The organism is Colwellia demingiae, from assembly GCF_007954275.1.
GTDB lineage: Bacteria > Pseudomonadota > Gammaproteobacteria > Enterobacterales > Alteromonadaceae > Colwellia > Colwellia demingiae.
The window spans coordinates 522,975-548,884 of sequence record NZ_VOLT01000004.1; the positions used below are offsets into that span (position 1 = coordinate 522,975).

Below are 25,910 nucleotides of genomic sequence, written 5' to 3' on the forward strand. Positions count from 1 at the left end.
GAAAAGTAATGAGAAATCATGATAGAAAAAACACTGGAAATAATAGAATTACCGCAGTTAGCTTTAGCTTTTCTTCCTGTATTAGTGGTCTTATTCATTCAGTTTAGCTGGTCTTTACCACAAAAAAGAACAATACATGCCCTAGCGCGAATGTTGGTGCAATTATTGTTAGTAGGTTTTTTTCTCAGTTATGTATTTGAGTCAGATAGCGCTTGGTTAGTACTAATATTGCTGATTATTATGGTGTTTTTTTCTAGCTGGATAGCATTAAATAATATTGAGGCACCTAAGAGAGAACTGTTTCAACGAGCGGTATTGGCTATTTCAGTTAGTAGTGTTTTAACTTTATTAATTATTACCCAAGGTGTTTTACAACTATCTCCTTGGTATCACGCCCAAACACTTATACCCCTTGCAGGTATGGTGTTTGCTAGTAGTATGAATAGCATTAGTTTATCTGGAGAGCGTTTTTATTCCGAACTGGCAAATAAGGTTAGTTATAAAAAGGCTCGAAATATTGCTTTTCAAGCATCAATGATCCCCAATGTAAATGCACTATTAGCGGTTGGAATTGTTTCTTTACCCGGTATGATGACAGGTCAAATTCTCTCGGGTGTTTCTCCTTTCATTGCCGCAAGGTATCAAATCATGGTGATGTGTATGATTTTTGCTTCTGCTGGTATCTCTTCTGCTTATTTTCTTTATTTAGCTAGAACTAACCTTAAGCCAAAAAGCTAGTTTTTTAAATTGGTAATACAGATCGTTCACTATGCCGATTACTGAGTTTATTGGTTAGATGGCAGAGTTGAAGGGAGTATAAATAAAAAACGTAGATGATTGCTCACCTACGTTAATTTTATAAAAGTAGTATGGTAATACTTTTATAGTTAGTACATGTGCTGACCACCATTAATGGATAAGGTCGAGCCAGTAACAAAACCAGCTTCATCAGCCACTAAAAACAATACTGAACTAGCAATATCTTCTGGTTGGCCTAAGCGTCCTACCGGTATTGTTCTAACAATTTTTGCTAAAACGTCTTCAGGTACCGCGCGAACCATATCTGTTTCAACATAACCTGGTGCAATAGCATTGACCGTAATGCCTTTCGCTGCGCCTTCTTGCGCTAATGCTTTAGTAAATCCATGGATACCAGACTTAGCTGCTGCATAGTTAACTTGACCATATTGGCCAGCTTGTCCATTAACTGATCCTATATTAACAATACGACCAAATGCTCTTTCTCTCATACCTTCAATAACAGCGCGAGAGGTATTGAAACAAGAGGATAAATTGGTCTGAATAACGGCATTCCATTTCTCAAAGTCCATCCTGTGCATGGTGCCATCTCTTGTAATTCCTGCATTGTTTACAAGAATATCAATTGGACCAATTTCAGACTCTATATCGTTAATGCTTTTAGCTACACTTTCAAAATCACTGACATCAAATTTAGAAGTTCGGATACCTGTTCGCTCTGTAAATTCTTGAGCTGCTTGATCATTGCCAGCATAGTTCGCGATGACATTATAACCATGCGCTTTCAACATAACGCTAATCGATTCGCCTATTCCACGAGTACCACCTGTTACTAATGCAATGCGTCCCATAACTTTACTCCTTGTTATATTTCATAATTGTACATAGAGGTTTCTAAACTTTATATTTATTGAGCTATTTGCTCATTTTTTATCATATATCAAGCTGAATCATTCAACTAATTAACTTTAGTCGTAGTGTGTGCAAAATTAAATTTTATTTTTGGTTCCAATATCGACTTTTATTTGTCTTAAATGGGGAAATTCGTGTTCATTATAGGGTGAGTTGTTTTTGTATTCGATAGCTGGTTGATAAGTGAGCACCTGATTCCTATATATTCTTTTGATATAAGTTATTCTGTATTTTGTTTTGGCTGTGCGAGGTTCTTTAAGTTAAGAAAGTGGACTTAGTAAGGTAAATAATTGAAGTGTTTAGTTAACATTAGCAAACTATCGTTATATTCTGTACAGAATACAAACAAACTAATGGAATAAAATATGACACTTAAAAAAACAGCTTTAGTAACGGGTTCTGTCAGTGGTATAGGCTTAGGAATAGCAAAAGATTTAGCTAAGCAAGGTTATAAAGTCCTTATTAGTGATATTAATTTAGCGGTGGCAGAAGATGTAGCGCAAAGTATTAACCAGTCGGGAGGAGATGCCTTAGCGTTTAAACTTGATGTCACTGTGCAAGCTGATATCGATAATGTTATTGCTCGTGCGGATGAATTTAATAACCGTATTGATGTGTTAGTTAATAATGCGGGTATTCAATATGTTTCTAAATTAGAAGAATTTCCAGCAGAGAAATGGCAACTGATTACTAATGTGCTATTAGTCGGCCCAGCAATGATGACCAAAGCGGTATTACCGTTAATGCGATCTAATAATTTTGGTCGTATTATTAATATTGGCTCTTTGCATGGTTTAGTTGCCTCTCCATTTAAAAGTGCTTATGTTGCAGCCAAACACGGCATTATAGGTTTTTCTAAAGTGATTGCGTTAGAAACAGGTGATCAAGATATTACTATCAATACAATTTGTCCCGCTTATGTAAAAACTCCGCTAGTTGAGAAGCAAATTGCAGATACGGCTAAAGAGCATGGTATTAGCGAAGAAGAAGTTGTTAATAATATTATGTTGGCGCCAATGCCGAAAAAAGCTTTTATTGATATAGAAGAAATATGTGGTTCAGTAAGTTATTTAGCAAGTGATGTGGCTAAAAATATGACAGGACAAACTATGGTATTAGATGGTGGTTGGGTAGCAAGATAATCTGGTTGTCTAACTGATAAAATCAAAAAAGTAGGTTTGATAAAACAAACCTACTTTTTATTTAATAAACTATTTCTTTGACAAGATAATTAGTTATGTTTTGCAATAAATTCAGCAATGCTTGGTGCTATTCTTTCACGGAAAGCAGAACCACTAAAAGTGCCAAAATGACCTACACCGTCAAAAACTTGATCCAATTTGTTTTGCTCTGGAATACCAGAACATAAAGCTTGTGCTGCTTGGGTTTGACCTAATGAACAAATATCATCATTTTTCCCTTCAATGGTATGTAATGCAGTATCAGTTATTGCTGATAAATCAATAAGCTCACCATGGTAAGTCATTTTACCATTAGCTAAATCTTGATTAATAAAAACACGGTCGAGGGTTTCTAAATAGAACTCACTATTAAGGTCTAATACGGCTAAATATTCATCATAAAAGTCACGGTGACTTTCTTGTTTATCTTCTTTTCCATGAAAAACATGGCCAAAATAATCAGTGTGTTTCTTGACGTGATTCTCTATATTCATCGCCATAAAAGAGCTTAATTGAATAAAGCCTGGATATACTTTTCTTCCTGCACCTGGGAAACGCTTAGGCACCGTCATTATGACGTTATTTTCAAACCAACTTAAATCTTTACTACTAGCGTATTTATTGAGTTCGTTTGGGTTGATACTTGTATCAATAGGGCCTGCAATAATTGTTAGAGATTTAGGTGTAGCAGCATCTTTTTCTTTAGACAAAACAGCTGTTGCTATTAACGCTTGAACTGCAGGTTGGCAAACGGCTAATACATGGGTATTTTCGCCAATTTCTTTCATAAACTCGATAAGGTAAGTTACATAATCATCAAAACCAAAACTCCCTTCAGATAAAGGAACATTTTTAGCATCTAGCCAATCAGTAATGTAAACGTCATGGTCTAAAATTAAACGTTCTATTGTTACTTTCAACAAGGTTGCATGATGACCTGAAAGTGGAGCAACTAAAAATAGTTTAGGTTGTTTAACCTTAGTATCTTGTTTGAAGTGGATTAAATTACAAAAAGGTTTTGCTAAAATAACTTGTTCGTCAATGTTAACCGTTTCACCATCAATTACTGTTGTTTTAATGTCAAAAGGTTGTTTATCGTAAACTTTAGTATGATGGTAGGCACTATCAAGTGCCGCATTAATACTTTTCCCCAGTAGGGTGTTTGAAAACGGGTTAAACGGATGAGTCAGTAGTTGTTGATTCACTGTGATAAAACCATTCATCATTTCGGCGGAGCGACTATAGAGGTCGTAAGTTTGATACATCATGTGTTTTATCCTTCAAATAAACTTTCAACTAGTATTACCTTTCGTATTGCTCTTAAAATTTTTAAAAGAGGCCAATACCCTAATATTACTGATTGATTAGTTTCTGTTAGCGTTAATCAAGGTTCCTCTTTCATTATTTAGCGTAATTAAGGTTCCAATCTTTGTTTTTATATTGCAGCGCAGCATTCCAATTTGAAATGAGTGTACCTAGCTAAATCATATTGGTCAATAATTTTTTGCTGCACCGCGGCAAAAATAAAGGTATCCTTACTATTCGCCATATACTCGACATGTACACTATGTTTTTACTTAAGGTTGATGCAGGCTGTTAAAATAGATAATTACCAAATAAGTTTGTATCTTATTATTATTGTTTGTAAATTGTTTATTAATAATTTACAAAAAACATTTACAATTTTTAATTTTGGGCTGCTTTAAAGGCAAATAAATTATAACCAGACCATTTACAAGGATATATTATGGAATCGAATGAGCAGAAAGAAGTCGCTGATTTTTTAGAGCAATACTCAGAGATATTTAACACCATGGTTAAACAGGTTTTAAGTGGTTCTGATAAAGAAAATTTAAATTCAATGATTGATTCAGAAAAATTAACTGAACTTTTATCAAAAGGAGTAAAAGTCGATACAGCCGAGTTATTTAGTAAACAAATGTCTTTTATGACTCAACAAGCTGAGCTTTGGCAAAACGCGACTAAAGCATTACTTGGTTCAAAAGTTGAATCGGTAGTATCAGAGAAACGTAATGATAAAAGGTTTAAAGACAGTGAATGGTCTGAAAATCCAGTTTATAACTATTTAAAACAGTCTTATCTTTTAAGTTCTAACATGATGCAAGATACGGTTAATAGTTTGCATTTCGATGATCCTAAGGCTGAAGAGCAAGTTAAGTTCTATACTCGACAATATATCAGTTCTGTTTCTCCAACCAACAACGCATTAACGAATCCAGAAGTTTGCCGAGACATATTAGAATCTAAAGGCGAGAACCTCATCAAGGGGTTACAAAATTTTATGCAAGACTTACAACAAAGTCCTGCGGATGCCCTTAAAATTAACCAAACTGACGTGGATGCGTTTACTTTAGGGGAAGACTTAGCTTACACCCCAGGTGATGTAATTTACCAAAATGACTTAATTCAACTTATACAGTACAAAGCCACCACTAAAAAAGTCAATGAAGTCCCTCTATTGTTTATTCCTCCTTTTATTAATAAATATTATGTCTTAGACATGGATGAGCAAAAGTCATTGATCAAATGGGCTGTAGGTCAGGGCCATACAGTATTTGTAATTTCATGGATAAACCCAGACAAGACACTTTCTCATAAAGGCTTCAATGACTATATGAAAGAAGGACCAATCGCATCACTTGATGTTATTGAAGAATTAACTAAATCGAGCAAAGTGAATGTTGTTGGTTATTGTATTGGCGGAACATTATTAGCAACAACCCAATCATACTTATTGGCAAAGGGTGATACTCGAATAAACTCACTGACCTTTTTAACAACATTGTTAGATTTTTCAGAGCCGGGTGAAATAGGCGTTTATCTTTCTGAGAAAATGTTACCTTTCTTGAAAAAGGATATTAAAGAAAAAGGTATATTAGATGGTCGAGTGCTTGGTTTAGCGTTTAGCATGTTACGTGAAAATAGCCTTTTTTGGTCGTATTTTGTTAATAATTATTTAAAAGGTAAAGATCCTGCTCCGTTCGATATTTTATATTGGAACAGTGATTCTTCAAACTTGCCGGCGGAAACTTTTGATTTTTATATGACAAATACTTATCAAGAGAACAACTTGATAAAAGATGGTGCTGTTGAAGTTGAAGGTGTTCCTATTGAACTAGGTAAAATTGATACGCCAAGCTATTTCTTAGCTACAATCGCGGATCATATTGTTTTATGGCAGGCATCATACAAAGGAGCCAAAGCTCTTTCTGGACCTACCAGGTTTGTTTTAGCTGGATCTGGCCATTTAGCCGGTGTTATAAACTCTGTAGATCACGGTAAATATCCACATTGGGTTAATGACGAACTTTCTGATACAGCGGAACAGTGGTTTGAAAGTTCCACCAAAAAAGAAGGCTCTTGGTGGACAGATTGGGAAAACTGGGTTGAACCTCAATCAGGTAAGCAAGTAACAGCACGTAAACAAGGCTCTAAAAAATATGCAAGTATTGAAGCTGCTCCTGGTAGCTACGTTCGAAAGCGTATTTAGCATTTATAATAGATAATCACCCGGATTTCGGTGTTACAGGGTAGTTAATATAAAAGGCGACCAATAAGGTCGCTTTTTTTATAGAAGGTATATCTGTTATACTGCAAGTTAAGAATACTTCCTCTAAATTGTTAGTACCATAGCGTAAGTAAAAATTAATAACCAACCGAGGTTGACGTTGATCACAATTAAAAGATATCCAAACCGCCGTCTTTATGACACTACAAAAAGTCATTATGTAAACTTGGATTATATTCGAGAATTAGTTATTGCCAATGAAGAATTTAAAATAGTTGACTCTAAAACAAATGAAGATAAAACACGTAGTATTTTAATTCAAATTATAAGTGAAGAAGAAACTAGTGAGAAACAATCGTTATTAACCAATACTTTATTGAAACGATTGATATGTTTTTACGGTAATGATAACCAAGACTATTTACAACAATTTCTTGAGCAAAGTCTTTCTGCTTTTATTGAACATCAAGATGATATTTTAAAACTGAGTAGTGATATTAATAAAAATTCACCTTTTGGTTTATTCAGCAGTATTGTTGAACAGAACATGAGTATGTGGACTAAATTTCAGAAACCTACAGATAAAAAGTAAACATTTGTTGCACCGCAACAAAATAATGATTGACTCCAAACTAAAAAATTGATTAAATTCTCACCAAGTAATGCTGCTTAGCAGCAAAATTTTAGGAGAAGTGCATGTTTAATCAATTTACAGAGTTATTTCAGACCTCATTAAAGCCAATTGAAAAATTGGTCGAATTAAATATATCAACAGCAAGTACTGTTGCACATCAGCAAGGATTGCTCATTGCAAGTTTAGTCGACGACAGTATTTCATTTAGCCAAAATATACCGGTAACGACAGACATAGCCGAATTTGTTGCAGAACAATCTAAATTTAATGCCGATGTTCAGAGTCAATTAACTGAAGCGATTAAACAAACATCTGAAACGCTTACCAAGGCGCAAAAAGATGCAGAAACGATTCTCAGTGATTCTTTTTCAGTATTGTCAACTAACGTAAGTCAGACTTCTGTTGACAATCAACTGCTTGTTCCAAAAGTACTTATTAAAGAAAAGTCTCAGCCCGCGCCAAAAGCAGTAGTTAAAGCCGCAGCCAAAGCAGCCGTTAAAGCCGCGCCCAAAGCAGCCGTTAAAGCCGCGCCCAAAGCAGCCGTTAAAGCCGCGCCCAAAGCAGCCGTTAAAGCCGCGCCCAAAGCAGCCGTTAAAGCCGCGCCCAAAGCAGCCGTTAAAGCCGCGCCCAAAGCAGTCGTTAAAGCCGCGCCAAAAGCAGTCGTTAAAGCCGCGCCAAAAGCAGTCGTTAAAGCAGCACCAAAAGCTGAAGTTAAAGCAGCACCAAAAGCTGAAGTTAAAGCCGCGCCAAAAGCAGTAGTTAAAGCAGCACCAAAAGCTGAAGTTAAAGCAGTGCCAAAAGCTGAAGTTAAAGCATCGCCAAAGGCTGAAGTTAAAGCCGCACCAAAAGCAGTAGTTAAAGCAGCGCCAAAAAAGTAATCAATTTTTATTAATGTTAAAGCCTTCAACTCTGAAGGCTTTTTTATGAGTATATTCTTATTAATATCAAATGCTTGTATGGGTTTTTAATGTTTTGACGCGGTGCAGCAAAAAAACTATTGACGACCATCTTTTGACCTATTATACTAGTTTTAATCAATCTGCTGCGACGCAGCATACTAAAAAGGAAGCTTTATTATGTTTACACAATTTACTGAACAATTTACTACTGCAATGAAGTCATTCAACAATTAAGACCAATTTTCGGCAGCTATGAAGCCATTTAACAGTCTTGTAGAAATTAATACTAAAACGGTTGAACAATTAATCAATCAACAAGCTGCATTAATCACTACAATCATGAACGATAGCGTAGCTCAAACTAAAACGTTATCAGCGCAAACGGATTTAGCAACAGCAATTGAATCACAGAAAGTTTTCACTGAAGAGCTTCAAGCAAAAGTTTCTGCATCCGCTAAAGAAGCTTATGATGTTGTAACTAGAACTTCTGAAGAAGTAACTAACCTAGTTAAAAATTCTATGGCTGAAGTAACTACCGTTACTAAATAGTTTATCACTAAAAATAAGCCAGTTTTGTGCTTAAAATTGAAAAAGCCAGTATCTCGATACTGGCTTTTTTATTTCTACTATAACCAAGCCACTTGAAGAGGATATGCTCAGACGTCCCGCCGGCCTGGTTTAGAGATTATTTAGGCTATGTATTTAATTTATCGATAGAATAACTGTTCTCTTCAATCAATATCTTACTTAAAGACGCTTCTAATTCCAGCTGTAATCTGCATTTTTATGTGCTTTGTGTATATAGGTAAATTGTTGAGGATAATAGAATATATTATTATTTTGTTGCGGCGCAGCAAAGAGTTGTTGACCAATAGAATATTGATAGGTATACTCACTTCAAATCTGATTGCTGCACTGCAGTATAATACGAAATAAAATAGGAATATTAATTATGTTTACTCAATTAACTGAACAATTAACAAATCAATTTACTACAGCAATGAAATCTTTCAGCGATACAGCGCAAGTTGAAACTGCAATGAAACCATTGAACAGCTTAGTAGAATTAAATACTAAAACTGTTGAGCAATTAATCAGCCAGCAAACAGCCTTAATTACTTCTATTTTAAATGACAGTGTTGCTCAAACTAAAGCATTATCATCACAAACAGATTTTACAGCAGCTGTTGAATCACAAAAATCATTTAACGAAGCGCTTCAAGCTAAAGTTTCAAATTCAGCAAAAGAAGCTTTTGATGTTGTTTCTAAAACTTCAGAAGAAGTAACTTCGCTAGTTAAAGACTCAGTTAAATTTGAAAAGTAATTTTTATCGTTAATTTTTATCACTAAAAATTAACGCTTTAATTAACGTATTTTAAAGGCCAGTATGATTACATACTGGCCTTTTTTATTGTCTCCCTTTTAATGACACGCCAATCACAACGCCCGTTTATTTCTGCTTTTATTAAAAATTATGTATTTAATAGTAAAAGCGCCCCGTGTTAGCCGTTTATTTACTGGCCTTTTTACGCTACAATGCGCGACTATTTTTTAATTATCCTAACGAGTGAAATCGTTTAAAAAGATATATTTAAAAAGACATATTTGAAAACTTATTTTTGAAGGCTTATGTTCGAAACAAATCCTATATTAAGTAAATTAAAAGAAATCCGTGAGCGCGCTAATTTGCTTCGGGGGTACCTTTGACTACGATGTTAAAGCGGAACGTTTAATTGAAGTTTCTCGAGAATTAGAATTACCCGATGTTTGGAATGAGCCAGAAAGGGCACAAGCTCTAGGTAAAGAGCGTAGTTCGCTTGAAGAAGTGGTTAATACCATTGTTGAACTCGAAACGGGTTGTGAAGATATTGAAGGCTTAGTTGAACTGGCCGTAGAAGAATCAGACCAAGAAACTTTTGATGACGCTGAAGTTGAAGCGGATGCTTTAGATAAAGTGTTAGAAAAATTAGAATTTCGTCGTATGTTTTGTGGCGAACAAGATGCTAACAACAGCTACTTAGATATTCAGTCAGGCTCGGGTGGTACAGAAGCGCAAGATTGGGCAGAAATGCTGATGCGCATGTATTTACGTTGGGGCGAGGCACATGGCTATAAAACAGAAGTGATTGAAGTGACTGATGGTGATGTTGCTGGTATAAAAGGCTGCACCATTAAGTATACCGGTGAATACGCTTATGGTTGGTTACGTACTGAAACAGGCGTACATCGCTTAGTGCGCAAGTCGCCGTTTGACTCATCAGGTCGTCGTCATACCTCATTTGCTTCAGCGTTTATTTACCCTGAAATTGATGACAATATTGAAATTGATATTAACCCTGCAGATTTACGTATTGATACTTTTCGTGCTTCTGGCGCTGGTGGTCAGCATGTAAATAAAACTGATTCAGCTATTCGTATTACCCATGAGCCTACAGGGGCTGTGGTTGCTTGTCAGGCAGATCGCTCTCAGCATAAAAACCGTGCCACGGCGATGAAGCTACTTAAAGCTAAATTGTATGAAATGGAAATGCAAAAGCAAAATTCAGATAAACAAGTATTAGAAGATGGTAAGTCAGATATAGGTTGGGGCAGTCAAATTCGCTCGTACGTATTAGATGATAGCCGTATTAAAGATTTACGCACGGGTGTTGAGAATCGTAATACCCAAGCTGTATTAGATGGTGATTTAGATAAGTTTCTAGAAGCCAGTTTAAAGTCTGGTTTATAAAAAAATTTTAGAATCCTTTTAAAAACATTGCACAATTAAAGATAACCACGAGAAATTAACATGACAGATAAAGCCAATAATACACCCGTAGCACAAGATGAAAATAAACTGATTGCTGAGCGTCGTGTAAAACTTGAAAAAATTCGCTCTAATTGTTCAGCTAATGGTTTTCCTAACGATTTTAATCGTGAACATTTAGCCGCTGATATTCAAGCTGAACATGGTGAAAAAACCAAAGAAGAACTTGAAGAGCTACAAGTAACTTATGCTATTGCCGGTCGTGTTATGGCGAAGCGTGGACCATTTTTAGTGATACAAGACTCGTCTGGTCGTATTCAAGGTTATGCTGAAAAAACAGTGCAAAAAGAGATACGTGCCAAATGGGGTTCATTAGATATTGGTGATATTGTTGGTATTAAAGGTATTTTACATAAATCAGGTAAAGGTGATCTTTACGTAAATATGGGAGAGTACTCATTATTAACTAAGTCACTTCGTCCATTACCTGAAAAATTCCATGGTTTATCAGATCAAGAAACCAAGTACCGTCAGCGTTATGTTGATTTGATTATTAATGAAGATACTCGTAATACCTTCAAAATTCGCTCAAAAATTGTTGCGGGCATTCGTAACTTTTTAGTTCAACGTGACTTTATGGAAGTCGAAACTCCAATGTTACAAATCATACCAGGTGGCGCTACCGCTAAACCTTTTATGACGCATCATAATACTTTTGATCTTGATATGTACTTGCGTATTGCGCCAGAGCTTAACTTAAAACGTTTAGTCGTTGGTGGCTTTGATCGTGTATTTGAAATTAACCGCAGTTTCCGTAACGAAGGTATTTCAACTCGCCATAACCCAGAATTCACCATGATTGAATTCTACCAAGCTTACGCCGATTACCATGATCTGATGAATACCACCGAAGAAATGTTACGTACTATTGCACAAGATGTATTAGGTACCACCACTATTCGTAATACCGTGAAAAATTCTGAAGGTGAAGTAGTAGAAGAGAAATTCTACGACCTCGGAAAGCCGTTTGTACGCTTATCTATGGTTGATGCTATTTTACAATACGGCAAAGATCATCGTGGTGCTGAGCAACTTGATGAAGCGGCTTTACGTGACCCAGAAAATAACTTTGAAGCAATTAAAGCAATGGCCAAAGCGGTTGGCGTTAAAGAAGGTGAAGCGGCTAAAGTTTGGGGTCCTGGTAAATACATTTGTGAAATCTTCGAAGAAGTTGCAGAGCACTTATTAGACCAACCTACATTCATCACTGAATACCCGTGGGAAGTATCACCATTAGCGCGTCGTAATGATAACAATTCATTTATCACTGACCGTTTTGAGTTTTTCGTTGGTGGTCGTGAATTAGCTAATGGTTTCTCTGAGCTTAACGATGCAGAAGATCAAGCTGAACGTTTCCAAAAACAAGTAACAGAAAAAGATGCCGGTGATGATGAAGCGATGCATTATGATGCTGACTATATCAACGCCTTAGAGTATGGTTTACCTCCAACAGCAGGTGAAGGTATTGGTATTGACCGTTTGGTGATGTTATTTACTGATTCACCAACTATCAAAGATGTAATTTTATTCCCACATATGCGCCCAGAAGCGGAATAAGGATCATAACGCTCTGTTTTGTTAGTAAAGCTTGAGCGTTAAAAATATTAGCCCTGTGTAAAGTCTGTAAAAAGAGCTATACACAGGGCTTTTTTTTTTTTTAATGTGTAACTCTATTTTTCTTTATCGTAATTGCGTAGATTAGAGCTCTTATAAGAGATCGTTATTATAAAAATACTGTAATTATAAAAATAAAAACATCCTTGAGATAATTATATATACCCGTTCCACTTGAAGATGCATGATTCAGCTGGAATTAGAAACGCCTTTAGGTAAGGCATTGATTGAAGAGAATAGTTATTCTATTGTCGAAATCAATAACGAAGCATAAAGCGTTTCTAGACCAACCCTTGGAGAAGGCTGAGCAAATCATACTCTGCGTTACATTTTTTTTAAGGACGCTGCATGGATGCAGCTTATTAGTGAATGCAGGAGCATATTCTCCTGAATAACCCTTAATAAAAAAATGTGCCTTAATTATGAATCGCTCAGGCTTCCTGAAACGAGCACTTTCAAGTGGAGCGGGTATAGAGCGTTACTCAAAGGTTAAATAGTTAGCAACGATAGTTCGTAAGAAATTTGGGGAAATGAATGGGTGTTTCAAGAGGCGGCTTTAGTTCGCGTTTCGGTTTTATTATGGCGGCGGCAGGCTCTGCTGTCGGCTTAGGTAATATTTGGGGTTTTCCAACCCAAACAGCGAGCAATGGTGGTGCTGCTTTTGTACTAGTGTATTTAGTGTTGGCATTTTGTTTAGCTTATCCTGCTTTTATGGCTGAGCTGTTAATTGGCCGATATGGTCAGGCAAACGCCGTTAGCAGTATGCAAAAGATTGCACGTAGTACTTGGCAAAAACGTTTTGGTTTTGTTGTTGGCTTTGGCGGTATTATTTGTGCGGCACTTATTTTAAGTTTTTATAGCATCATCGCAGGTTGGATGATGTCTTATGCCATAGAGCCGCTAGCAAGGTTAGGTGGCTTTACGGGCGCAGCTGACTGGCTGATAAATCACTCATTAACTCGCAACATACTCTTTACTGCGCTCTTTATGGGACTAACTATTTTTATCATTCGTCGGGGTGTTGAAGAAGGTATTGAAAAGTGGTCGAAACGCCTTATGCCTATGTTAATAGGTTTATTGATCTTATTGATTATTTACGTCTTTACGCTTGATGGGGCAAGAGAAGGCTTTAATGCTTATTTAAATCCTGATATTTCTCGAGTATTTGAACCCGATCTTTTAATAAGTGCTTTAGGACAAGCGTTTTTCTCTTTGTCATTGGGTACCAGTGTGATGATTATTTACGGCTCTTATATTGCTAAAAAAGAGAATTTAGTAACGCTTGGTGCACAAGTAACTTTAATTGACGTTTCTATTGCCTTTTTAGCCGGCTTATTAATTATTCCTGCAATGTATGTTGCACAAGCACAAGGCGTAGCAATATTCGCAGAAGATGGCAGTCTCATATCAGGTTCAAACTTGGTCTTTACTGTATTGCCTGCACTTTTTTCTGGTATGGGTTATGTTGGTTTATTCGTTGCTTTTGGTTTTTTTGTTTTAATGTCGATAGCCGCGCTAACCTCGAGTATATCTATGCTTGAGGGCCCTGTGTCTTTTGTGGTGGAGCGTCATGATACGCCTCGTGAAAAAGCGACAACCTTCATTGGTTTAGGTATTTTAGTACTGAGTATTCTTATCGTTGTTAATCTGGATTGGATGTTGGACTTTGTTGCTACTTTATCAACTCAATATGGCCAGCCAATTATTGCCATGCTGTGTTGTGTATTTGCTGGTTGGATATGGCATAGAAGTGATATTTTATCGGAGATTAAGCAAGGTAATGAATATGTTGAATATGGCCTGTTTTGGAAAATCTGGCCTTGGTACACTAAGTTTGTTTGTCCAACAGCCATTGGCTTAGTTTTTTGGCATTCATTATAGTTATAGCAATAAATTAATCTGTTTGGTATTAGCTACCTGATACGGCCGTGATCTTGGTACTTTGTTCTTTACTGTAAACAAATCGGAACACGGCATTATTAGTTATTAGTTATCGAATTAAAGCCTTGGCCAGTTTAATTGCCAAGGCTTTTTTATTGCCGATAATTGTTCAATCACTTCTGTGTTTAAATAGAGTTCACCCTTATTGGGTAGAGAAATAAACTCGAAGCATTCTCCTAAATAGCTAAATTTTAGAGCAAAAGCATGCAAATAACCCCTGTATGCCTGCGATGTACTGTAATAAAGTGGGTCACCAACAATAGGGGCGCCGATACTTGCTAAAGCAACGCGCAATTGATGGGTTTTACCCGAGTGAGGTTTAAGCAGATATAACCGTTGTTTGTTAGGAATGCTAAATGAAAAAAACTGCGTAATAGCGGGGTTTTCCATCGTCCGTAATAACTTGAACATACCCCGTCGGCTTTTCGCCATGTCACCTTTAATTAAACCCTGCTTTTTACTCGGCTTTTTATCAGCAATGGCAAGGTAATATTTTTCTATATCGTGATCGTTAAATAGTTGGCCAAAGGATTGAGCACAAGCTAAATTTTTGGCAAAAATAACTAAACCTGATGTCATCTTATCTAACCTATGCACTGGGTATAACTCAGCGTTTTTGCTTTGGCTTTGTAACTGTTTTTTCACCAGAGAAAATAGTCCTGAGCCAATGTCACCTTCATCATGAAAGTTTACGCCTGCTGATTTATCAACAACAATAAAATCATGATGTTCTGCAATAGTTTTATACATTTAAATTTACCGAGTAGTCTCTATGTTTGCTATGATAATTCAAACTATTCATTTTTACTCTTTTTACAGGATGTTATTTTGCGACAATCTCCTCAAAACCTCTTTCCGGCACAGATAATAAATAAATTTAGAATCACGGCAATAGCTGCTAGTACAGCATTGTTATTTGCATGTAGTAGCCAAGAAACTATAACGTTACCCACAGGTGTGAGTTTGGTTGAAACGGTTAGCGCTCAGCAAGATACGCTTAATATTCCTTTTAAAAAGTATAAATTAGCTAATGGCTTAACAGTTATTTTACATAAAGATAATTCAGACCCTCTGGTACATGTTGATGTTACCTATCACGTTGGCTCTGCCCGTGAACAATTAGGTAAATCAGGTTTTGCACATTTCTTTGAACATATGATGTTTCAAGGTTCACAAAATGTGGCTGATGAACAACATTTTAAAGTGGTGACACAAAGTGGTGGAGACCTCAATGGCACCACTAACTCTGATCGTACTAACTACTTTGAAACAGTACCGAAAAATCAGTTAGAAAAAATGTTATGGCTTGAGTCTGATCGTATGGGCTTTTTACTTGAAGCTATTACCCCTGAAAAATTTGAGATACAACGCGCGACGGTAAAAAATGAGCGTGGTCAGAATGTTGATAATCGCCCTTATGGCCGATTAAATGAAACCGTTAATCAAATGATTTTCCCACGTGAACATCCTTATTCATGGCCAGTTATTGGCTATATGACAGATCTAGACCGTGGTACCGTAACTGATTTAAAAGAGTTCTTCTCTCGATGGTATGGTCCAAATAATGCGGTAATTACCATTGGTGGTGACATTGATGAAGCGCAAACGCTGGCTTGGGTAAATAAATACTTTGGTGAATTAAATGCAGGACCCATTGTAGAAAACATCGCCAAATCGTCAGTGACATTGAGCGAAAATCGTTACTACTCTTTTACTGATAATGTCTCTTTACCTTTGCTTTATATTAGCTTCCCTACGGTTTACGGCATGCATGAAGATGAGCCAGCTTTAGATGTACTTGCTAATATTTTAGGTAGCGGTCCAACATCATTACTTTATAAAAATCTCGTTAAATCAGGTATTGCTGTGCAAGCAGGCGCTAGCCATCCTTGTCGTGAACTTGCTTGTCAAATGAGTTTCTATGCGCTGCCAAACCCACAACAAGGTTTGTCATTAGCAAAAATTGAACAAGTAATTAATGATACTTTAGTTGAGTTTGAAGAGCGTGGTGTTAATGCGGATGATTTATTGAAGACTAAAGTTGGTATCGAAACAGGTACTATTTATGGACTGCAAAGTGTGTCAGGTAAGGTCTCTAATTTAGCGCATTATCAAACCATGTTAGGGGATGCAAATTACACTGAGCAACAAGTTGCTCGTTATAATAAAGTGACCAAAGCTGATGTTATGCGTGTATTCAAAAAATATATTCAAGGTAAAGGCGCAGCAATATTATCGATAGTGCCTCAAGGCCAAGAAGCGTTAGTTGCCAAAGCAAATAACTTTGTTTTACCGGACGTCAGTAATCCTGCGAAGCTAGCACAACTTGATACGCCTATTATGAAGAATGCTAGTGATTTTGATCGCAGCGTTATGCCAAGCTCTCCTGCTAACCCACAAATTACAGTACCGAGTCTATGGCGTGAAACCTTTGAAAATGGCATTGAAATCATTGCGACTAAAAATAGTGAAACACCGACTATTAGTTTGCTACTAAGTCTTGATGGCGGAGTATTACTTGATTCTGTGGACAAAGCTGGTTTAGCAAGTTTAACCGCGAGTTTGATGAATGAAGGCACTACTGTTCACAGCAAAGAAGAGCTATCGAATGAATTAGCTAAATTAGGCAGTAATATTTCTATTGGTGCAGCAGGGCGAAATACTTACATTAAAGTTAATAGCTTAGTTAAAAACTTTGATGCTACCTTAGCGTTAATGAACGAGATGATGTTTAAACCTGAATTTGCACAAGATGATTTTAATCGCGTTAAAAATCAATTGATTCAAGGATTAGAGCAAGGTAATAAAGATGCTCGTACGTTAGCTAGCAATGCTTTAAAACAAGTAACTTACGGCAAGGATAATCGTTTTGGTTTAGCTGATAGCGGCACTATTGCTACCGTATCTGCGATAACACTGGATGATATTAAAGGTTTTTACCAAGCATATTTCTCGCCAGCTAAAGCAAGTTTAGTTGTAGTTGGTGACATCGATAAAGCTGAATTATTAACGAAACTTGCTTCATTAAGCACTTGGCAAGGTAAAAATTATACGATTAACGGAGATTATAAGTTCCCTGAGGTAACACCTAATAAGCTGTATTTTGTTGATTTACCTAATGCCAGCCAATCAGTGATAAAGCTATCACGTAGAGCGATGACTTATGATGCAACGGGTGAACATTTTGAAGCGACGTTAATGAATTACCCATTAGGCAGTGCGTTTAATAGCCGTATTAATTTAAATTTACGTGAAGATAAAGGTTATACCTATGGCGCATCAAGCTACTTTTCTGCAGGTAAAACTTTAGGTCGTTTTAGTGCAGGTGCGAGTGTTAAAAAAGAGCATACTTATGATGCTATGGTTGAAATTGAGCAGGAATTAAAAAATTACCAGCAAAATGGCTTAACAGAAAGTGAAGTGACTTTTATGCGCCAAGCTATTTCGCAAAATGAAGCATTAAGCTTTGAAACACCAGGCCAAAAAAGTGGTTTTTTAAGACAATTGTTACAGTTCAATCTACCTGTTAATTATGGAGAAGAACAAAGCAGTATAATAAACAGCATAAGTATTGAGCAGTTAAATGCTATAGCGGCACAAGAATTATCAAAACCTATGCAATGGATTGTAGTAGGGGACGGTCAAGTAGTTAAGCCACAACTTCAAAAGCTTGATATCGAAGTTGTTGATCTCGAACTAGCTAAATAAACTATTTGGTAAATAAAAATAGTTAAGTATTGAAAAATACCAACAGACCCCTTATTTATATGATTATCTATAAGGGGAGGCTTTTTACCCTTTTCTCGCTAAATACTAAATTAAACTAAGCTAAACTGAGATAATAGTTAGGCTGATTAGTATATATAGGAATTATTTTGACACTATCATTAACTGATTATATTGGCGCTTTTAGCCAAAATAAAAACTTGGCTGCCGTTGCCGGTATTGGGCGCGGTATAGAGCGAGAAGCCTTGAGAATATTACCAGAAGGTAAGTTATCGGAGCATGGTCATTATCATCAACTTGGTTCCGCGCTCACGCATGGACAGATAACTACTGATTACTCAGAAACTCTGCTCGAATTCATTACTCCGGTTAGTTTTTCTCCAGAGCAAGCTATTGCTCAACTTCAAGATATTCAAAAATATACTTTTGCTAATATTGAAGGTGAACTGCTGTGGCCAATGAGCATGCCTTGCTTTGTTGATGATGCTGAAAAGATACCTTTAGCGCAATATGGCAGTTCAAATATAGGTACTATGAAGACTGTTTATCGCCAAGGTCTGAAAAATAGATATGGCTCAATGATGCAAGTCATTTCAGGCATACATTTTAACTTGTCGTTCTCTCAAGACTTTTGGCAAGTGCAACAAAATCTGCATCAGTCGTCCGGTGAAAAGTCGTTACCTCTTGATGACTTTATTTCTGAACGCTACTTTTCCATCCTAAGAAATTACAAACGATTTTGTTGGTTAATTCCTTACTTATACGGAAGCTCTCCAGCAATCTGTGGATCTTTTTTACAAGGTAAAGAACATAAGTTGCCTTTTAAACAATCTCCATTTGGTGCGCTTTACCTTGAGCATGCCACCTCGTTGCGTATGAGTGACTTAGGCTATACCAGCTCAGAGCAATCAGCACTGAAAATTTGTTATAACAATTTAGCTGATTATGTTGATGGTGTTCAACAGGCTATAAAACTGAAATCTAACGACTTCGCCAGTCTTGGCATAAAGGTTGATGGTCAGTATCAACAACTTAACGATAACGTGCTACAAATTGAAAATGAGCTGTATGCACCTATTCGCCCTAAACGAGTAGCCAAGCCAGGTGAAAAGCCCTCAGATGCTTTAGGAGAGCGCGGTGTTGAATATATTGAAGTGAGAGCGCTTGATGTAAATCCTTTTTCAGATACAGGCATTAGCCTTGAGCAAGTTCATTTCTTAGATATCTTTATTACTTTCTGTGCTTTTATTGATAATAAAGAGTTTGATTGTACGCGCCAGAAACTCCATGAAGATAACATGAATGCTGTGGTTCTTCGTGGTCGAGATCCTGAATTATTACTTAGCGATGCTAATTGTTGCGGTGAAGTTACGCTTAAATCGGTTCCTGAGTGGGGCAATGAATTATTTGAGCAGATGAAGCAAGTGGCACAACTGTTAGATAAATCATACCAAACAAGTAAATACAGTGAAGCTATTGTTCGTGAGCAAGCTAAAATTAATGATTCAAGCTTAACGCCTTCCGCAAAATTGTTATCGATTATTCAAGAGCAATCTTTATCGCAGTTTGCTTTAGATAAAGCGAGTGAATATCAACGAGAAGCTAAAGTGCGTGATTATCAATCCTATGATCAAGCATTCTTTGATCAAAGCGTACCTGACTCTCATAAAGCCCAAGCAGAAATTGAAGCAGGTGACGAACTAAATTTTGATGACTTCCTGTCAGATTATTTCGCATAAAACAGGCTGGAATATATTTGCTTCAATTATTGAGAGAAAAATAGAAAAAACAGAATAATAACTATAAAAAAAGCGCGTCAAGATGACGCGCCGGTTATTTAAGCAAACAAAACTTAAATCAAATGAAAGCAATCCAGGGAAGAATGTTTCATTAAATAAGAGGACGAAATCATAGATAAGTTCATTTTATTTAAAATATTTTCATTCCCATATATTTCCTGCCAAAAAATCCCTTTATATTGAATAGCTAATCAGCCTTTTTCTTGAAAAGAAATTTATTTTGACGCTAACAAAAAGCTATCTTTTTGTTAGCGTCATCGGTTAGTTAAAACATAGCTGTTATTGATTCATTTATTTTAAGCAAAAAAAAGCGCCCAACTAAAAATAGAGGGCGCATAAAACATGAAACATTACTAATAACTAAGGGAATAACATAACTGTTAAGTAAGAGTGCTGTTTTGTTATTTAGTTCAAATTATTTTAAATCTTTTTATTATCCTTTTTTAAATCGCATAATAAAGCCCTAGCTACCTATCCAAATATGAAATCATATACAGTGATTGAAAGCCTATTTAGTATCAAATGTTAGGTAAAAATAAGCGTTCAATTACTTATGTTAGATAGTAGAGCGCTTAAAGCATGAACCATCACTCATAGAGAGTGGAATAACATTGCTGTTATTTAGATATACTGAATTTTAGGCAAAAAAAAGCGCCCAACTACTTATGTTAGATAGGAGAGCGCTTAAAGCATGAACCATCACTCATAGAGAGTGGAATAACATTACTGTTATTTAGACATACTGAATTTTAGGCAAAAAAAAGCGCTCCCAGCTAAAAATAGATAACGCTTAAAGCATGAACCATCACTCATAGAGAGTGGAATAACATTACTGTTATTTAGACATACTGAATTTTAGGCAAAAAAAAGCGCCCAACTAAAAATAGAGAGCGCATAAAACATGAAACACTAAGGGAATAACATAACTATTAAGTAAGAGTACTGTTTTGTTGTTTAGTTCAATTTGTTTTAACTTTTTTTAATATTCTTCTCAAAATCGCATGACAGACTCTGTAGCTATCCGAACGCGGTATAAAATATAGTTATTAAAAGCATATTGGGTATCAAATTTTAAGTTAATAAAACACGCCCAACTAAAAGTAGATAGCGCTTAAAGCATGAACCATCACTCATAGAGAGTGGAATAACATTACTGTTATTTAGACGTACTTAATTTTGGGCAAAAAAAAGTTTCCAATAATTAAAAGCGGGCGCATAAAACATGAAACTTCACTCATAGAGAGTGGAATAACATTACTGTTAATTAGACATACTGAATTTTAGGCAAAAAAAGCGCCCAACTACTTATGCTAGATAGGAGAGCGCATAAAGCATGAACCATCACTAATAGAGAGTGGAATAACATTGCTGTTATTTAGACATACTGAATTTTAGGCAAAAAAAAGCGCCCAACTAAAAATAGAGAGCGCATAAAACATGAAACACTAAGGGAATAACATAACTGTTAAATAAGAGTGCAGTTCTCTTGTTTAGTTCAAATTATTTTCAATAAATTTAAATTATTCTTTAAATTTAATTAAACTGATAATTTTATTAGCTAAAACTGCCATTAATTATCTATTTCTGTCATTATAAATGACAAATTATAATAACCGTTATTTGTTTATGTCTTCATGTAAAACAGTACTGTTAACAGCAGCAAGCGTCTTATTACTAGCAAGTTGTGCAACCCCACCACCGAAAAATCCTGAAAATATATGTGAAATTTTTCGCGAACACAGTGATTGGTATTTTGCTGCCAAAGATACCCGTGAACGCTGGGGCGTACCTATTCATGTTCCTATGAGCATGATGTATCAAGAGAGTTCTTTTCGTCATGATGCAAAGCCTCCTATGGACTATCTCTTTGGCTTTATACCTTGGGGGAGGGTAAGTACTGCATATGGCTACTCACAAGCAAAAACGATGACCTGGAAAGACTATATTAGGGAAACAGGTAATTCAGGGGCTGATCGTGATGACTTTGATGATGCAATAGACTTTATGGGCTGGTTTATTTTTAAAACCCAAAAGGTAAATGGCGTATCAAAGTGGGACGCATATAACCAGTATTTAAATTATCATGAAGGTTGGGGTGGTTTTAAGCATAAAAGCTATAAAAAGAAGCCTTGGTTGGTGAAAGTGTCGAGAAAAGTAGACAATCGCGCTCGACGTTATAGCAGTCAATTAAAAAGTTGTGAAAAAGACTTAGATCATGGTTGGTTATGGCGATTATTTTTCGCTTAAGCCGGACAATAATATGAAAACTAGAATGGCACTATTTAGTCAGTTAATCTATGTGTTTAATAATGCGACAAGCGCATAAAGCTTGCCAATTTGTTAATTTTACAATAAAAATCCGTTAAGGCTAGGTGCGATAACCGCTCCAAGAATAGCTAGTATTATCATTAAAAAATCAGAAAAAAAAGTATGATTTTTTGTTAAATAATTGTTGAAATAGCAAAATGCTGCTGCTGATAGGGTTGGCTATTGTTATCCACAGAAATTGTGGAAAGCTATTGAGGATTATCGAAACCCTCATTCTGTGGATAACTTTGTGATTAACTTTTATTTTGCTCTAATTACTCTTCTTCAGGACTTTCATTGATAAAGTGCTCTGGCATGACCCGAACGGTTTTTATCTTATTGCCTGCAACGTCAATGATTTCGACAGGGTAGCCAGAGATACGCAAGCTAATATTACTTTTCGGTATCTCTTCCAAATACTCGATAATTAAGCCGTTAAGAGTTTTAGGGCCATCTGTGGGCAATTGCCATGACATCTCTTTATTAATATCACGAATACTCGCGCTACCATCAACTAAATAGCTGCCATCAGGCTGTAAAGTTACTTCATCACTGGTTGTAGGGGTCATGGTCGTAGTAAAGTCACCAACAATCTCTTCAAGAATGTCTTCTAACGTTACTAAGCCTTGTATATCACCGTATTCATCAACAACTAAACCTATACGTTCTTTAGCATGCTGAAATTTCAATAATTGAATATTTAACGGAGTTCCTTCGGGAACAAAATACAGCTCACGTACCGCTCTAAGTAATGTAGCCTTGTTGAACTGATTTTTTGATAAAAGTTTTAAGGCATCTCTGGCATGGATATAACCAACAACGTCATCGATACTATCGCGATATAGTAATACGCGGGTATGGTTAGCTTGAGTAAGTTGTTTTTGTATTTTTTTCCAATCATCGTTAACATCAATGCCGACTAAATCACTGCGAGGGATCATGATGTCTTCAACGGAGACTTTTTCTAAGTCTAAAATACTTACCAGCATATCTTGATCACGCTGATGTAATAAAGCGCCAGACTCATTCACAACGGTTCTTAACTCTTCACTACTAAGGCTATGCTGCTCTCTTTGCTCTGAGCTAACGCCAAGAAGCCTTAAAATACCATTCGTTATCCAATTCACGACAACCACAACAGGGAATAGTATTTTAAGCAATAAGCTTAAAATGATTGAACTAGGGAAGGCTACTTTTTCAGGATATAGTGCTGCCAATGTTTTTGGCGTGACCTCTGCAAAAATTAAGATCACCAAGGTAAGTACTAAACCGGCATATAAAATCCCAGCATCGCCGAAGTATCGATTAAAAATAACCCCTGCAACTAATGATGCAAAAACATTAACTAGGTTATTACCAATAAGAATTAAACCGATAAGACGATCAGGTCGAGCTAATAATTTACTAACTCGTTTAGCACCTCTGTGCTTTTGTTTTTCGAGATGACGTAATCGATATCTATTCAATGACATCATGCCGGTTTCAGAACCTGAAAAATAAGCAGAAATCAGTATTAAGACGCCAAGAATGGTAAAAAGCATCTGGGTGGATATACTGTCCAAGAAGGGGATTTCCTTTTCTAATAGTTAAAATAATTAAGTGACACTGCGAGCATATACCAGCAGTGTCATTGAGACAAGGGAGGGGGATAGTTGCTATTTATAAAATAAACTCTTTAACGAATCGGCTACCAAAATAAGCAAGAGTAAGTAAAGCACTTGCACTCACCATTAACACAAGTACTTTGTGACCACGCCAACCTTTTTCAAAATGTCCCCAAAGAATTAGGCCATAAATAGCAAAAGAGAGTAATGAAAGTATTGTTTTATGAGCATTTTCTTTCGCTAAAAAACCGTCTAAAAAAACAAAACCAATAATTTGGCTGATAAATAAAATTGCAGTGCCTACGGTTAATATACTAAAAAGTTGCTTCTCTACCTGCATAAGTGGTGGTAAATGTGCCACCGCAGTTAAGTTCTTACTTTTTAGTTTTAAATTGATATAGGTCACTTGAAAAGCATATAAAGTAGCGATAATAAGAACACAATAAGCTATTAATGCAAAACTGATATGGCTTAATAAAATAACTTTCTCTATCACCAAAGGAATAGAGTCAACGGGTGGGATAAACAGAATGACTAACTGCCATAAGCCTGTAAATCCATAGATAACCGGCAGCAATAAATTAACTTTAAAGCGCAATGACACTAAGGTTACCGCTATCGTTATAATTAAGCTGACCAAGGAAATAACATTAGGTAAGTTAAAGTTAATTGTATCTTGTGAAAAAAACAATAAACCGTCATTAAAGCCATGCACAATAATAGCTGCTGTAGCTAAACTTAAAACTAAGGTGATATTCGGTCCTTTAGGATGGAATAATCGTGTAACGATTGCCAACGTAGCAAGTATATAAAGCAAGAATGCTAAACTTGAACCTATAACCAAAAAATTCACTTAAAACCCCTAAAACAACTGAAAATATGCATTAAAAAATAGATTCTATCAGATAAAATCTTAAGCGCCATGTGATTAGCGCAAAGTATTGACTTAAATTAAGAAAGCTAAGGCTTATTTAATCAACAAGTGTCTTAGTGGCTTTATTGATAGAAAAGCAATCAACCCGGCACAGCTTAACCCAAACCACTTAGGTAAAAGCTCATGGCTATGCTGCATTTGCTCACTAATATTAATGTCATAAAAACTTAATGAAAAATCTAATAATAACGCGAAGCCAATAGCGCAAACTGCCACGCCAAGTAAGTATCGTATCAATACAGCACTACCCATTTCATTGCGAATAACGCCCAAGGTTGAAATGTTTGTTGCTGGACCCGCCATCATAAAGACCAAGGCTGTACCTGGTGATAACCCAGCCATAATAAATCCTGCGGCAATAGGCGTTGAGGCTGTTGCACAAATATACATAGGGATGGATATTAATATCATCAACAGCATGGCAGGCAAACCACTGCCATAACTTAATAGAAACTCTTGGGGTAAAAAAGTACGTACAAGAGATGCAAAAATCAAACCGATTAAAAGCCAAATGATAATGTCATCGATAAGTTTGGTTGAGGCGTAATAAACCCCGTGCTTCGTTTTACTTACAAAGGTATTTTCAATTATTTCTGGTGTGACCTTTTTACTGCCACAACAGGATTTTGTGTTTTTAGGTAGTTGTTCTACTTTAACTGTCTTCTTACTACTGCAACATCCTGCTTTTTCACTATGCTGTCGATCAGCGGAAGATTTTATTTGTTCCTCTTTAATCGTAGAAACCAATAACCCAGTAATAATAGCGGACATTATCGCTGCAATAGGTCGGTAAATAGCAAAAACAGGACCTAATAAAGCATAAGAAACAGATACTGAATCAATGCCAGTTTCGGGGGTGGCGACTAAAAATGAAGACGTTGCTGAGGCTGAAGCACCGCTTCGTCTAAGCTCTGTTGCTACAGGAATAACCCCGCAAGAACATAAAGGTAATGGAGCACCAATAAGTGCCGCTTTTATGATGGCTGTTTTGCCTTGCCCTAGATGTTTACTCAATACTTCACTAGGCACCCAAGCTTTCATTAGCCCGGCAATTAATAAGCCTAATAATAACCAAGGACTAGCTTCAGCACTCAAATCGAGAAAATTTATTGTTAAGGCGGTTAACTGTTCCATAAAATACCTAGGTTAGTGTCTGAAAATCAACGTAACTATAACATGGCTAGTATTGACGCAGCACCTAACTTAAGTCTATTTCATCAACTTTTCTAGCGACTAAATCAGATGTAGAACTATCTGCTGTCGCA

At 36.3% G+C, this 25,910-nt stretch carries 18 protein-coding genes and 1 pseudogene; 13 read left to right on the forward strand and 6 right to left on the reverse strand.

Features of this window, described 5'->3' with window-relative positions:
* Positions 1-18 precede the first annotated feature (18 nt).
* The gene (locus ESZ36_RS10365) at positions 19-738 is read left to right on the forward strand and encodes an ABC transporter permease (RefSeq protein WP_342779727.1); all 720 of its coding nucleotides are present in this window, start codon (positions 19-21) and stop codon (positions 736-738) included.
* Positions 739-887: 149 nt separating this feature from the next.
* On the opposite strand, the gene phbB is transcribed toward ESZ36_RS10365, so the two are convergent.
* Complete coding sequence (phbB, locus tag ESZ36_RS10370; protein WP_146787255.1) at positions 888-1,610, reverse strand: acetoacetyl-CoA reductase; 723 nt, start codon at positions 1,608-1,610, stop codon at positions 888-890.
* A gap of 426 nt (positions 1,611-2,036) precedes the next feature.
* Between phbB and ESZ36_RS10375 the strand changes: the two genes are divergently transcribed.
* Positions 2,037-2,813, forward strand: a complete 777-nt coding sequence (locus tag ESZ36_RS10375; protein WP_146787258.1) for a 3-hydroxybutyrate dehydrogenase — start codon at positions 2,037-2,039, stop codon at positions 2,811-2,813.
* Positions 2,814-2,902: 89 nt separating this feature from the next.
* On the opposite strand, the gene ESZ36_RS10380 is transcribed toward ESZ36_RS10375, so the two are convergent.
* Positions 2,903-4,120: a polyhydroxyalkanoate depolymerase gene (locus ESZ36_RS10380; RefSeq protein ID WP_146787261.1), complete on the reverse strand. Its 1,218-nt coding sequence runs from the start codon at positions 4,118-4,120 to the stop codon at positions 2,903-2,905.
* Between the two features lie 479 nt (positions 4,121-4,599).
* Between ESZ36_RS10380 and ESZ36_RS10385 the strand changes: the two genes are divergently transcribed.
* From ESZ36_RS10385 to ESZ36_RS10425, 8 genes and pseudogenes are all read left to right on the forward strand, one after another.
* On the forward strand, positions 4,600-6,363 hold the full coding sequence (locus ESZ36_RS10385; RefSeq protein ID WP_146787264.1) for a PHA/PHB synthase family protein: 1,764 nt from the start codon (positions 4,600-4,602) through the stop codon (positions 6,361-6,363).
* 178 nt (positions 6,364-6,541) lie between these two features.
* The gene (phaR, locus tag ESZ36_RS10390; RefSeq protein ID WP_146787269.1) at positions 6,542-6,973 is read left to right on the forward strand and encodes a polyhydroxyalkanoate synthesis repressor PhaR; all 432 of its coding nucleotides are present in this window, start codon (positions 6,542-6,544) and stop codon (positions 6,971-6,973) included.
* Between the two features lie 104 nt (positions 6,974-7,077).
* Positions 7,078-7,893: a phasin family protein gene (locus ESZ36_RS10395; RefSeq protein WP_146787271.1), complete on the forward strand. Its 816-nt coding sequence runs from the start codon at positions 7,078-7,080 to the stop codon at positions 7,891-7,893.
* 270 nt (positions 7,894-8,163) lie between these two features.
* A pseudogene (gene phaP / locus ESZ36_RS10400) lies at positions 8,164-8,463 on the forward strand (TIGR01841 family phasin); the annotation flags it as partial.
* 403 nt (positions 8,464-8,866) lie between these two features.
* A complete protein-coding gene (gene phaP / locus ESZ36_RS10405) occupies positions 8,867-9,238 on the forward strand; it encodes a TIGR01841 family phasin (protein WP_146787273.1) in 372 nt (123 codons plus the stop codon).
* A gap of 305 nt (positions 9,239-9,543) precedes the next feature.
* Positions 9,544-10,642 (forward strand): peptide chain release factor 2 gene (gene prfB / locus ESZ36_RS10410; protein WP_170235816.1). Its coding sequence is split into 2 segments (ribosomal slippage): positions 9,544-9,618 and positions 9,620-10,642, totalling 1,098 coding nucleotides; the frame shifts between segments, so codons are not numbered across the junction.
* Positions 10,643-10,702: 60 nt separating this feature from the next.
* Positions 10,703-12,277 (forward strand): lysine--tRNA ligase, encoded by a 1,575-nt coding sequence (lysS, locus tag ESZ36_RS10415; protein WP_146787279.1) that lies wholly within the window; start codon positions 10,703-10,705, stop codon positions 12,275-12,277.
* Between the two features lie 591 nt (positions 12,278-12,868).
* On the forward strand, positions 12,869-14,215 hold the full coding sequence (locus tag ESZ36_RS10425) for a sodium-dependent transporter (protein ID WP_146787282.1): 1,347 nt from the start codon (positions 12,869-12,871) through the stop codon (positions 14,213-14,215).
* Between the two features lie 117 nt (positions 14,216-14,332).
* Here the strand turns inward: ESZ36_RS10425 and ESZ36_RS10430 are convergent, their stop codons facing one another.
* Positions 14,333-15,025 (reverse strand): TIGR01621 family pseudouridine synthase, encoded by a 693-nt coding sequence (locus tag ESZ36_RS10430; protein ID WP_146787285.1) that lies wholly within the window; start codon positions 15,023-15,025, stop codon positions 14,333-14,335.
* A 78-nt stretch (positions 15,026-15,103) separates the two neighbouring features.
* On the opposite strand from ESZ36_RS10430, the gene ESZ36_RS10435 reads away from it, so the two are divergent.
* From ESZ36_RS10435 to ESZ36_RS10445, 3 genes are all read left to right on the forward strand, one after another.
* Entirely contained in the window at positions 15,104-17,983 is a 2,880-nt protein-coding gene (locus tag ESZ36_RS10435) for a M16 family metallopeptidase (protein WP_146787289.1), read from the forward strand.
* Positions 17,984-18,150: 167 nt separating this feature from the next.
* Entirely contained in the window at positions 18,151-19,740 is a 1,590-nt protein-coding gene (gshA, locus tag ESZ36_RS10440; protein WP_146787292.1) for a glutamate--cysteine ligase, read from the forward strand.
* Between the two features lie 1,686 nt (positions 19,741-21,426).
* Positions 21,427-22,047 (forward strand): transglycosylase SLT domain-containing protein, encoded by a 621-nt coding sequence (locus tag ESZ36_RS10445; RefSeq protein ID WP_146787416.1) that lies wholly within the window; start codon positions 21,427-21,429, stop codon positions 22,045-22,047.
* 335 nt (positions 22,048-22,382) lie between these two features.
* Here the strand turns inward: ESZ36_RS10445 and ESZ36_RS10450 are convergent, their stop codons facing one another.
* The 3 genes from ESZ36_RS10450 to ESZ36_RS10460 all read right to left on the reverse strand — a co-directional run bounded on the left by ESZ36_RS10450 (position 22,383) and on the right by ESZ36_RS10460 (position 25,779).
* Positions 22,383-23,669 carry an HlyC/CorC family transporter gene (locus ESZ36_RS10450; protein WP_146787295.1) on the reverse strand — a complete coding sequence of 429 codons (1,287 nt, stop codon included), beginning with the start codon at positions 23,667-23,669 and terminating at the stop codon, positions 22,383-22,385.
* Positions 23,670-23,766: 97 nt separating this feature from the next.
* Entirely contained in the window at positions 23,767-24,564 is a 798-nt protein-coding gene (locus ESZ36_RS10455) for a cytochrome C assembly family protein (RefSeq protein ID WP_146787298.1), read from the reverse strand.
* 114 nt (positions 24,565-24,678) lie between these two features.
* Positions 24,679-25,779: an SO_0444 family Cu/Zn efflux transporter gene (locus ESZ36_RS10460; protein ID WP_146787301.1), complete on the reverse strand. Its 1,101-nt coding sequence runs from the start codon at positions 25,777-25,779 to the stop codon at positions 24,679-24,681.
* Positions 25,780-25,910: the final 131 nt, after the last annotated feature.